The 9,653-nt window shown below is 34.5% G+C and carries 18 protein-coding genes; 1 reads left to right on the top strand and 17 read right to left on the bottom strand.

Annotated features, from left to right (window positions below; all coding sequences use genetic code 11):
• Positions 1–204: 204 nt before the first annotated feature.
• From NST14_RS30260 to NST14_RS30225, 8 genes are all read right to left on the bottom strand, one after another.
• A complete protein-coding gene (locus tag NST14_RS30260) occupies positions 205–417 on the bottom strand; it encodes a Thoeris anti-defense Tad2 family protein (protein ID WP_061184910.1) in 213 nt (70 codons plus the stop codon).
• Entirely contained in the window at positions 417–698 is a 282-nt protein-coding gene (locus NST14_RS30255; protein WP_229143683.1) for a Gp49 family protein, read from the bottom strand. Before NST14_RS30255 ends, NST14_RS30260 begins: the two co-directional genes overlap by 1 nt.
• Positions 699–748: 50 nt before the next feature.
• On the bottom strand, positions 749–892 hold the full coding sequence (locus tag NST14_RS30250; RefSeq protein WP_341119580.1) for a hypothetical protein: 144 nt from the start codon (positions 890–892) through the stop codon (positions 749–751).
• A gap of 83 nt (positions 893–975) precedes the next feature.
• Positions 976–1,173 (bottom strand): hypothetical protein, encoded by a 198-nt coding sequence (locus NST14_RS30245; RefSeq protein ID WP_100635115.1) that lies wholly within the window; start codon positions 1,171–1,173, stop codon positions 976–978.
• 14 nt (positions 1,174–1,187) lie between these two features.
• Positions 1,188–1,385, bottom strand: a complete 198-nt coding sequence (locus NST14_RS30240; protein WP_100635116.1) for a hypothetical protein — start codon at positions 1,383–1,385, stop codon at positions 1,188–1,190.
• A 1,095-nt stretch (positions 1,386–2,480) separates the two neighbouring features.
• Positions 2,481–2,852, bottom strand: a complete 372-nt coding sequence (locus NST14_RS30235; RefSeq protein ID WP_000441077.1) for an ArpU family phage packaging/lysis transcriptional regulator — start codon at positions 2,850–2,852, stop codon at positions 2,481–2,483.
• A 62-nt stretch (positions 2,853–2,914) separates the two neighbouring features.
• Complete coding sequence (locus NST14_RS30230) at positions 2,915–3,124, bottom strand: hypothetical protein (RefSeq protein ID WP_073340231.1); 210 nt, start codon at positions 3,122–3,124, stop codon at positions 2,915–2,917.
• Positions 3,125–3,444: 320 nt separating this feature from the next.
• Positions 3,445–4,563, bottom strand: coding sequence for an RNA-guided endonuclease InsQ/TnpB family protein (locus NST14_RS30225; protein ID WP_061685242.1), 1,119 nt, complete (start codon positions 4,561–4,563; stop codon positions 3,445–3,447).
• Positions 4,564–4,657: 94 nt separating this feature from the next.
• Here NST14_RS30225 and NST14_RS30220 point away from each other — a divergent pair, with 94 nt between their 5' ends.
• Entirely contained in the window at positions 4,658–4,825 is a 168-nt protein-coding gene (locus NST14_RS30220) for a ribbon-helix-helix domain-containing protein (protein WP_073340224.1), read from the top strand.
• Between the two features lie 174 nt (positions 4,826–4,999).
• Here the strand turns inward: NST14_RS30220 and recU are convergent, their stop codons facing one another.
• The 9 genes from recU to NST14_RS30175 all read right to left on the bottom strand — a co-directional run bounded on the left by recU (position 5,000) and on the right by NST14_RS30175 (position 9,575).
• Positions 5,000–5,629, bottom strand: a complete 630-nt coding sequence (gene recU / locus NST14_RS30215; protein WP_270704679.1) for a Holliday junction resolvase RecU — start codon at positions 5,627–5,629, stop codon at positions 5,000–5,002.
• A 2-nt stretch (positions 5,630–5,631) separates the two neighbouring features.
• Complete coding sequence (locus NST14_RS30210; protein ID WP_341119578.1) at positions 5,632–5,808, bottom strand: hypothetical protein; 177 nt, start codon at positions 5,806–5,808, stop codon at positions 5,632–5,634.
• Between the two features lie 17 nt (positions 5,809–5,825).
• Positions 5,826–6,158: a hypothetical protein gene (locus tag NST14_RS30205; RefSeq protein ID WP_098672027.1), complete on the bottom strand. Its 333-nt coding sequence runs from the start codon at positions 6,156–6,158 to the stop codon at positions 5,826–5,828.
• Positions 6,159–6,636: 478 nt separating this feature from the next.
• Positions 6,637–7,014 (bottom strand): hypothetical protein, encoded by a 378-nt coding sequence (locus tag NST14_RS30200; protein WP_000273554.1) that lies wholly within the window; start codon positions 7,012–7,014, stop codon positions 6,637–6,639.
• A 393-nt stretch (positions 7,015–7,407) separates the two neighbouring features.
• Complete coding sequence (locus NST14_RS30195) at positions 7,408–7,629, bottom strand: hypothetical protein (RefSeq protein ID WP_001216585.1); 222 nt, start codon at positions 7,627–7,629, stop codon at positions 7,408–7,410.
• 501 nt (positions 7,630–8,130) lie between these two features.
• Complete coding sequence (locus tag NST14_RS30190; RefSeq protein ID WP_046952021.1) at positions 8,131–8,343, bottom strand: hypothetical protein; 213 nt, start codon at positions 8,341–8,343, stop codon at positions 8,131–8,133.
• Positions 8,344–8,622: 279 nt separating this feature from the next.
• On the bottom strand, positions 8,623–9,135 hold the full coding sequence (locus tag NST14_RS30185; RefSeq protein WP_100635075.1) for a dUTP diphosphatase: 513 nt from the start codon (positions 9,133–9,135) through the stop codon (positions 8,623–8,625).
• Between the two features lie 13 nt (positions 9,136–9,148).
• Positions 9,149–9,316: a hypothetical protein gene (locus tag NST14_RS30180; RefSeq protein ID WP_163258469.1), complete on the bottom strand. Its 168-nt coding sequence runs from the start codon at positions 9,314–9,316 to the stop codon at positions 9,149–9,151.
• Positions 9,317–9,326: 10 nt separating this feature from the next.
• Positions 9,327–9,575, bottom strand: a complete 249-nt coding sequence (locus tag NST14_RS30175; RefSeq protein ID WP_341119575.1) for a glutaredoxin family protein — start codon at positions 9,573–9,575, stop codon at positions 9,327–9,329.
• Between the last annotated feature and the right edge of the window lie 78 nt (positions 9,576–9,653).

The following is a 9,653-nucleotide window of genomic DNA, read 5'->3' as shown; positions in this document are numbered from 1 at the left end:
AATGTATAGACCTAGCAGTTTTAGTTTACATAATTATAATTATTTGCAGTAGTTATTTCGGGAAATCGTTGATATGACTACGTTTACTAACTTCCGATTTTTATCGAATATTCATTTTTTATACATTGTTGATTTAACAGCATTTCTACCACTCATTTTCCGTTATTTCCTGCATAAACTTCACTTTGTTAACTATCTCTATTTTTATTCAACAACTTCCCAATTCTCAGCAAATAATTCAATCATTGTTTCTTTCCATGGTACTCTTCCAAAACGACTTTCTACATATAAGTAAGGTGCAGTCATTTTGCTATGCTCATCGGGGAATTGCGCACGAATTACAACATCATCACTCCATTGTGGTAATCGCATCCCTTTGCCCTTTTTCACTTCCTCAAAAGCTTGTCCGAAATTCATTAATAACCGCTTCCTTTCTGTTTAAGTTCGTACAATTCACACTGTAATCGATATCCTTCTAGTTCCCATAACTTATCTTCTATTTTCTTTTTAGCAATTTCATATCCAACTTGAGAATCGTAGTTATCTGGATCAACGCAGGCAGAAGTACCCACTACAGTAAACCCATTAGGTAGTTGAGCCGTTACTATACAGCACTTACCAAACACAGCATGTTGTATATGGAACTGCGCTTCTTTTAATACATCATCAATTTGTTCTTTCGTTACTGTATTTCTCATTCATCTTCCTCCTCTATTTTCGTTCGTTGTGTTCGTTTGTTTTGTTAGGATCACTTACCCAACAGATAGTCCACCCATTCAACTTGTTTCTTCAATTCCTCATCAGGCATATTCTCTAATCCTTTAAGAGTGTAATCTTCTCCAAACTCTTTTCCACCATCAATGACGAATTGAATTATTTCTTCTCTAGTCATGTTCTTATTACCCCTTATCTTTCCTTAACAACAAACAAGACGCCCACCAGATCACGGCAGCGCCTACGATAATTGCTATTGATTTAATCATTGTCATCCGCAATTAGATGCTCTAGCCCCTTTACCGCCTTATCATCTAAACGAATCTCCATTAGGCTCAAGATTTTAATTACATCATCCAATGTTTTAATTTTATTTCCGTCAATCTTATGGGGGAATGTTGGTCTAAAATGAATACTTTCTTTATCTTTCTTTTCTACTGTTAATTTATGTTCACTCATTATTATCCTCCTATTTAAATGTCCATTTTATCCAATTCAATCTTATATCCATCCACTTCAGTAATTTCTACGGCATGCACTGACGCTACCCAAACGCCCTCATCATCTAATAGTTGTTCATATTTCTCTACTGCTTTTTCTTCACTTTCTGCAACAACCAATCCTGTAGGATCATAATCAATCGCGTTAGCGTAACACATAAAAAGTTTCACGATTTCACCTCTTATTAGGTATTCCTATTCGTTCTAATATGCGGACAAGGATTTGCACCTCGCAATGCAACTACTTTACTGGTCGATTTTACCGTCATGATTCGGTAAGTTGCAGGAATTTCAGTTAGGTTTCACCCTACACACCGATAACCTTATAGCGTCTACCTATTCCGCCACCGCATAATTGTTTAATGTGTAATTTCTATATAACAAACAAAAAGCCATCACCGAAGTGACAGCTTTCAAGGGGATGGGAGGAAAAGAGAGAAAACAAATGGCAAAAGTTTCTCTTAGATCAAGGCTGATTACTCTCAACCTTCTCCAAGCCACCGCATCAACTAGTATGGCTACACGCCCTGTGTTCGGTGGCTTGGAGAAGACTAAGAATCTTCTCGTTTATACTCCATAGAGTCGGCTCAATGCTTCAGCTACTTAATGTCATTTTCACCCTTGCTGGCCAATTTCGCTTGATAACGTGATTATATCCAGAGGGAATATGTTTATTCCGTCCCCCTGTTTGAACCAACACATAGAACTAAGGGGGAAGTTCAGTTGTATTAGCTCAAACAAAGAGCGGAAGCTCTCTGCACAACGAAAGATGTGAGTAATTCGTTGAAAGTGTAAATCATTTCGTTCAAATTGATGAAGAAGCCTATTTTAATATTTGTTTTCTTTCCATAAACGCGATGTTCATTCAATCATGAACAACCACCCCATTCCATTTCCAGAAACAAATAACAGAGAGTAATAGACTTATATTCACTATCAACCCAGAGGACGCATTCTGGGCTGAATGGTAAATATAATAAAAACAGCATGACGAATGCGAGTTATCTCACACCCGCCACACTGGAATATGTCATTATAATTATTCATTGGTCTTTTCGTCTTAACGCGGGTTCTTACCGCCTTGCCCGCCCTACTATGCGGTATACGTTACCGTGACATTCTCGCATAAGAACGTTTCACTGATAGGTGTACTAATCCTCTTCGATATGCGGTTGTCAAAGAGCTTGTACATATAATTTATCGTTTTTCCCATTTGCAAAAACTCCCCAAAAAATATGCTATTTCTCTGCGTTTTCTCTGCCATTTTCAAATTATTCCTAATGTAGTAGCGATCAGTTTAATTGCACTTTTCTTCTTCTCGTAAAAATATGAGTTTTTCATCATCAATTCGTTTTGTACGAATGAATCTTTAACTGGCTTATTATCTAAGAACTTCATAGTAATAATGTTTCTTTCGTCTTCATCCAGAATGTTATTCAACGCTTTTTCAATTTGTTGTACCTTCATCCTACTCGTTACCCTTGAATCACGTAATTCAGGGAATAAACTGATTCCTTCTTGCTCCACTTCATTACTAAACCGCATCTTAAGCGCTCTATATTCTTTTAAAATACTTACTACTTCCTTTTGTACTTTCTTATCATCGATAGCCGGTAATAATGTTAATTGTCTCTCCATGAAGGAATCCCCCTATTTCTGAATTTGTCTTTTTACATTCACATCAGGTACGTGAAATTTTACTACTTTACTTTTAATTGTTTGTCGTGGAAATTAACAACTTGATTATCAGGGATGTAATTTGTAATGATAATTAACCCTAGAGATTTCAATTCGTTTACTCCTTCTATTGATCCGCTCACTTTATCGAATGTCTTTTGATTCATATATAATCTATCTTTGCTTTTTAATTCATTTACAGCATTAATTGTACTTTGCAATTGTTCAATCATTTATCCCACGCTCCATCTCTTTGTTGAATAAGGGAACATGCATAGCGAGTAGCTCGTTGCCAGCATTATAAATTTTATATATTTAGGCATTGATGACTACAATACAGCCCGTTGCCAAAATCTATAAACTTTTATACATTTAAACAACGATGCTTAGTAAAGTAGCTCGTTGCCAAAACCCTATAAAAATCTATAAAGTTTGTTTGCTTCCTGCTTCTACGTGTCCGATTTTGCCGAAGCTACTTTCGTTTGATATAACACTCCACAGGCGTAAATTCGGATACAACGAATCCTACATATTAACAGTAACTTTCATAGTGTTATTCTGCTAATTTATATCGTGATAAGTTTATTGCGGCATTTAAGTCCCTATCAATTACGTTTCCACAATCACATTTGTAGACTCGATCAGATAGTTTTAAATCCTTTTTGATATTTCCGCAACATGAACATATTTTTGATGAAGGATACCACATATCAGCTTCTACAAATTCAATCCCATATTTTTCGCATTTATACTTCATTTTTTCTTTAAAATCATGGAATCTCTGTTTTGCTATAGACTTCGAAAGGTGTCTATTCTTCATCATGCCTTTCACATTCAACTTTTCCATAACAATCCTGCAAGGCTTGGTTATCGCAATTGCATTTGTTGTTTGGTGAATGTGATTATCACGTATATTCGTTAATTTCCTGTATAACAACTTTATTTTCTTTTCGATTTTTATAATATTGTTGGTTTTGACAAACTTTGTTCCAATCTTATTCATTTCGTATTTCCGAGAAACTTTCCGTTGTAACATGCGAAGTCTCTTTTCGATTTTCTTAACAATAGATGTCTTATTGATATTTTTAAATATTTGCCCGTCCGAGCATGTTGCTAATTCTTTAATACCTATATCAATGCCTATACTTTCATTTGTTAATTGTTGTTTTTCTGTCTTTGTTTCGATTCCTACTGAAATGAACCAATACTTCCCATCAAAACTAATACGAGGATTTGTATACTTATCTGAGTTTGGTATTTTTTCAACAGTTTTAACCCAACCGACTTTTTCAATAATGACACTGTTTTCTTTTACTTTTAATCGTTCATTATCGTTATAAAATGTAGGTTTAGAATGTTTACGGCTCTTAAATTTCGGCTTATTTGATTTGCCTGTGAAAAATCTTTTGTAAGCTTCACATAAATCCTTTATGGCTTGTTTAGTAATATTGTTCGACACATCATACAACCAACTGTATTCATTCGTTTTCTTCATTGTTGTTAGTTCTTTACGAAGCACACCATGAGAAATGAATTTACCTCCATCTTTATATGATTCTTCTTGCTTTTCTAGCGCCCAATTATATGCCCATCTTGCAACACCAGAGGATTTCCAAAGTTGTTTTTCCTGCTCCTCTGTTGGTTTTAAACGTACTTTTTTTGAAAGAATCATTTGTTACTCACCTCCATAATTCAATTATACATTTAACTACATGTAGTTGCAAGTAGTTTTGTTTTATGTATAATTTATTATGAGGTGATAATTTATGAATAACCGAGGACTAAAAAATCGCAAAACAATTTCAAATGCTATTGATAAAGATCTACATGAACGTTTTGAAAAACTAGCTCAAGAAACACGCATACCTAAATCCAAGTTATTAGATGAAGCTATTGAAGATCTTTTAAAGAAATATCAAGACTCTACAAAATAATTGTAGGGTCTTTTCAAAGTAGCCCCCACCATCCACTCTGCATGGTTCCGTTATCCATTAAATAATTACTACCAACGCAACATGTGTTGTAGGAAAGTTATAACCTCTAGGCATCGTCTCAATGACGAATTTAACTTTTAATTTGTATGGTTTCACTAAATCCCACTCTCTCCATTAAGCTTTTAATAATTTGCGTTTCTTGTTAGCCATCTTCTCTTTTGCTGCTTCAATGTTATCTGCTACCTTTTTATGGTCCTGATCAAATTGAATCATGCCATCAAACATAACTGGTGCTACTGCTTCATCAATGTATTGCAAGTAATCTATTGGTGCTCGTTCTGTCTGTTCTACTAAGTATCCATAAATATCAAAGTCTGCTCTTGGTATCGACTTCTTACCTTTTGGTTGTTGTGACATTCTTACATAGGATTGAATGACTGACAGTGGTATTGCGAATGTTGACTGATCCTTGGTAAATCCAATAAGGAAGAAACAAATTGCCCCCATCTTCTCTGCTTTCTCCAGGTAATCCAATTGGTGCTGCGCGATGTTCTTTAAATCAAATCGATTAATCTCATTTGTAGACTTTGCTTCAAACGCTATAGCTCTTCCTCTATATACGCCATCATAATCTACTGTACTTTTAGATTCGTAATAACCATCCTTCACACGACCATATACCATTTTTAACACCTTCACAGGAGTTGGACGCTTGTTTATAAGCGCCACTCCCTCACGTTGATACATTTCATTTGATAGATTGATAAGCTTCTCAAAAGCCATTCCACGGTTACCTTGTCCCATTTTTATTCCTCCATTTCTTTCTTGCACTCTTCAAGGAAATCAATAACTTCCTGCACATGCTCCCTTGTTGTCATACTCTCCATCACGTATCCCGCATCGTTATAAACATTAACCTTATCCCCTGTAAACTCCATTCCACACATTCCGTCTGCACCTAATAGCTTTATATTACCTTCCATTCTTTTAACCTCGCTTTCTATTCTTCGTTTTTCACATAAAATAATTTCATATAGAAAAATGCCATTGCAAAAGTAACCAATTCTGCGCCAACTTTATAATATTCAGCATGCATCATATAAATTGCAGCTGCTAACGCTGCAAATACAGGGCCTACTGTGAAAACAATTACCGCTAATTTATTTGTGTACCCATTACGAAGTACAATTGTTATTCCTACTACTATCAGTAAATTCCCTATATTCCCTACGATCCTAGGTGTGTTTAAGTCATAAACACTTATTCCTAATGATGATATTGCGCTTGCCCACATTATCGCTAAAATTGTATTCACTAATTTCGGTGAAAACATATGTCCACTTCACTTTCTATTCAAAGGATTATTTTGTTAAAAACCCCGAAGATATTTTCTTGTCAGTAAACTTTTTCTGATAATTTCATTTGCTAGGAAAATAAGGATTATTAGTTTCATACATCAAAATACTTATACATATTCATTACATACAAAATGTTAATTTTGTATGTTCCCTTATAAAATTAAACTTAAGAAAGGGTGATAATATAATGCTTAAGTTTTTTCTAACCTTAACTGCTAAAAACGATCAAACAATAACATGGAAGAAATACTATTATGAAATTGTTAAAGCTATGATCATTTATAAATGAATCGAATATATTTCCATGAGATTCAATCAAATTTTATTGAACAGATTTACAATCCTTACTGAATAAAACTCAATATTCCGTCAATACTGTAAACAACCCATTAAGTTACTTTCTCCTTGTTCCCCCTTGGAGAACCGAGCAGTTAGCTTTTGCTAGCTGCTCTTTTAATTTTTAGGAACTTCAAATTTCGCTTTCAATCGTTCATAAGTTATTTTTTCCTGTTCTTCTCGTTTTCTTTTATATTCCTCTTGTTGTTTTTGTTGTTCTAATCGTCTTTGATTCTCATACTCTTCAATTTCTTCATGAGATATTATTCCTTTTTCATGCAATGTTTTTCTTAACCAATCCTTTTTTAATATATAAGCTCTAGCGTTGCCTTTACTGTAAGCATGAATTTCACTGTGATCATCTTCGCGCCATTGCTCAACTACAAAGATTCCCTTATCCTTTGTGACAATCGTAATAGCTTCAGCAAATTGAGCCATGTGTGTAAAAGCTATTTCTTTTCCGATTAAATCTTCTTCTTTATCAATAAAGTACATTTAACATCTTCCTTTTCTACAAAATGAAATTTTTATACTAATTTCTATAAATATAATCCGTTGTTACTCCATTTTTATGATCATAGTCAACAGTGAAGGATATATCGTTTTCAATTAGATAAACTATCAAATCCATATATATTTCACTTTCTTTTTTTGAAAACGATAATACTCCTTTAGTTTCCAGTTGTTTCACTAATGTCTCTATCTTTAATCACTCCAAAATAGCGTTTTTGTTCAAAATAATACTCCTATCCATTTGGACACATTTACCAGTATTTTTACCAAAAAATTCATGATATAGTTATTTAGTCGAGTACGTCATTACTTGACAATTACCCTTAGGAACTCCGCAGACAAACGGGGTTTCTTTTATTTAAATAACGATTTTGTTTAATTTCTAACTTTTATCACATTAGTTTTAAATGCTTCACCCTTACGGTTAAAAGATACAATATTCATACCATGATAATCTCTGTGCCACCGGAAAGTTGGATCTAATCTATTATTAAACTCTCCATCAAACTTTCGTATCGTTGAAATTTTGATATTCTTCATTCCCATAAAATTTTCTTCACCTATTTTTGTCATTTGTCTATTTCTTGTATGTCTCATCCGTTCCATTCCCCTCCATATCTTTTATCACTAAATGTAAATATTAAGTTGTAAATTTAATTTACTTAGTGCTATAATTCGAGAGATCGATAGTTACATTCACTGATCAACCTCATGTAATTTTAATAAAAGTTCTCGAGATTCAGCCCCTAACAGCGCACCGTTAGGGGCTGAATTCTTTCCAAATAAAGATTTTATTGTACAACTACACATACCTAAACAACATGCATACATTATGGTGTGTATTCATTCAATATAAGTTTTGGTAAGAGAGTTCTTTGGCAAGAGCTCTCTATTTTTAAAATAAGAATTTTGTTTTAATACTCTACGCAATCCTCACACCAATACAAAATTTTGTTTTTATAACTCCAATCATTTATGCCTCGGATCTGGTTTATATTTAATTTCTTGTCACATAAGTAACAAGTTTTAACTTTTGTTTTTCTCCATCTTTGTTTCTTCATCGCCGCTCCTCTTTTCTTATTCGAATAACTATTTTGTTTAAATTTCTATGCCTTTTATCGCTTTTTCGATTCGTTCGTCTAGTTCGTTATATTCTTCATAAATATCTCCGACTACATTATCGATAGCCTTTTCAACCTCATACCAAGGAACTGCCTTTTCTGTCCATTTCTGATGTAAGAGCCAAGATTCAATATCATTAGCCTTTTTCTTGAGTGCATCACGTTTCTTCAAAGCTTCCGAAAGAATCATATCCATTCCCCTTTTCGATTAAAATAACGCTTTTGTTTAGTTTTCTTTTAATTCCCTGCCACACATAGGACAGAAATTTATTCTTTCTCCAAATAAAGAAAACTTAACGTTTCTATCTCCAACTTCACTATCCTCTAAATAATTACAACTGTTTATAGAGACGTAATAATCGCCTTTACCGTTTTGCATCAGTGGCTTTCGTTTATACGAATTTCCAGTACAATACTCACATTGTTCCATCCCTTATCCCTCACTTTTGTACAAAATTCAAATTTTGTCTTACTTTACACCCGTAGATCCGAACCCGCCTTTTCCTCTCTCACTATCCGATAACTCGTCCACTTCATCAAAATGAGCTGTTATTACTGGCGCTATGACGCCTTGAGCAATTCTGTCGCCCTTACTAATTTTGATCACTTCATATTTCACTGGCTTTGTAATGGCAAAATCGTTATCTCCTGCCAGAATCCCTGCGTTGAACCTTGGCATAGATGCGTATTCGATTAGCGATACATTATCTACAATCACTCCAACTTCTCCCCTATAACCACTATCGATAGTCCCTAAGACTACTCGTATTTTTGTTTTACGTGACATGCCACTACGTGGTCTTATCTGCATTTCATATCCTGGTGGGATTTCGAACGCAAGGCCCGTAGGTATTACCTTTGTTTCACCCGGATTAATAATTACATCCTCTGCTGCTACTAAATCAAAACCAGCATCAAATTCTCTAGCATATTTAGGCAATTCCACATCTTTCACTCTCTTAATTTTCACTCGTAAATTCATCCTATTTCGCTCCTTATAAGTAACTTTTCAATTTCTCTTTCTGTTTCTTCAACACTTCCAAGGAAAGCTTCGTCTTCCGCTTCTCGTTATTCAATCCAACCAAGTGATATTCCATTTTACGAATCTCATCCTCTACTACATCGAGTTCACTTTGCACCTGCACCGCAGTTTCTTTCTTCATGCAATCCCTCCTACAGTCCTAAATGCTCCATGATCTTGCCAATGTTCTCATCAAAACCCCTATATACATTTCCGCCTATAATGAAAGTTGGTAAAGTGTTAGATTCATAAACTTTAGTCAGCACTTGTCTATGCATTGGAACTTCATCAACATTTAACTCTTCCATCTCAACCTCAACCGGACAATTCCCTAACATTTCTTTTGCTCTCTTGCATTTACCGCAATTATCACCTGTATACATAATGATCTTAGTTGCCATTCTCTTCAGTCTCCTTCGCTTCTGCTAATAATTGAGTTACTTCAAACGCTCCGTGTTGTGTATGTTTCATATCATTCT

Source organism: Bacillus sp. FSL W8-0519 (genome assembly GCF_038005585.1).
GTDB lineage: Bacteria > Bacillota > Bacilli > Bacillales > Bacillaceae_G > Bacillus_A > Bacillus_A paranthracis.
This window is presented reverse-complemented; position numbering and strand designations above follow the sequence as displayed.

What these genes read in the sequence shown, in the direction of transcription:
- NST14_RS30185 (WP_100635075.1), bottom strand. Translation starts at nt 9,135, where the DNA reads ATGAATTTACGAGTGAAAATTAAGAGAGTGAAAGATGTGGAATTGCCT.
- NST14_RS30255 (WP_229143683.1), bottom strand. Translation starts at nt 698, where the DNA reads ATGAGAAATACAGTAACGAAAGAACAAATTGATGATGTATTAAAAGAA.
- NST14_RS30180 (WP_163258469.1), bottom strand. Translation starts at nt 9,316, where the DNA reads ATGAAGAAAGAAACTGCGGTGCAGGTGCAAAGTGAACTCGATGTAGTA.
- NST14_RS30245 (WP_100635115.1), bottom strand. Translation starts at nt 1,173, where the DNA reads ATGAGTGAACATAAATTAACAGTAGAAAAGAAAGATAAAGAAAGTATT.
- NST14_RS30260 (WP_061184910.1), bottom strand. Translation starts at nt 417, where the DNA reads ATGAATTTCGGACAAGCTTTTGAGGAAGTGAAAAAGGGCAAAGGGATG.
- NST14_RS30225 (WP_061685242.1), bottom strand. Translation starts at nt 4,563, where the DNA reads ATGATTCTTTCAAAAAAAGTACGTTTAAAACCAACAGAGGAGCAGGAA.
- NST14_RS30235 (WP_000441077.1), bottom strand. Translation starts at nt 2,852, where the DNA reads ATGGAGAGACAATTAACATTATTACCGGCTATCGATGATAAGAAAGTA.
- NST14_RS30230 (WP_073340231.1), bottom strand. Translation starts at nt 3,124, where the DNA reads ATGATTGAACAATTGCAAAGTACAATTAATGCTGTAAATGAATTAAAA.
- NST14_RS30250 (WP_341119580.1), bottom strand. Translation starts at nt 892, where the DNA reads ATGACTAGAGAAGAAATAATTCAATTCGTCATTGATGGTGGAAAAGAG.
- NST14_RS30205 (WP_098672027.1), bottom strand. Translation starts at nt 6,158, where the DNA reads ATGTTTTCACCGAAATTAGTGAATACAATTTTAGCGATAATGTGGGCA.
- NST14_RS30210 (WP_341119578.1), bottom strand. Translation starts at nt 5,808, where the DNA reads ATGGAAGGTAATATAAAGCTATTAGGTGCAGACGGAATGTGTGGAATG.
- NST14_RS30190 (WP_046952021.1), bottom strand. Translation starts at nt 8,343, where the DNA reads ATGATTCTTTCGGAAGCTTTGAAGAAACGTGATGCACTCAAGAAAAAG.
- NST14_RS30175 (WP_341119575.1), bottom strand. Translation starts at nt 9,575, where the DNA reads ATGGCAACTAAGATCATTATGTATACAGGTGATAATTGCGGTAAATGC.
- NST14_RS30200 (WP_000273554.1), bottom strand. Translation starts at nt 7,014, where the DNA reads ATGTACTTTATTGATAAAGAAGAAGATTTAATCGGAAAAGAAATAGCT.
- NST14_RS30195 (WP_001216585.1), bottom strand. Translation starts at nt 7,629, where the DNA reads ATGAGACATACAAGAAATAGACAAATGACAAAAATAGGTGAAGAAAAT.
- NST14_RS30220 (WP_073340224.1), top strand. Translation starts at nt 4,658, where the DNA reads ATGAATAACCGAGGACTAAAAAATCGCAAAACAATTTCAAATGCTATT.
- recU (WP_270704679.1), bottom strand. Translation starts at nt 5,629, where the DNA reads ATGGGACAAGGTAACCGTGGAATGGCTTTTGAGAAGCTTATCAATCTA.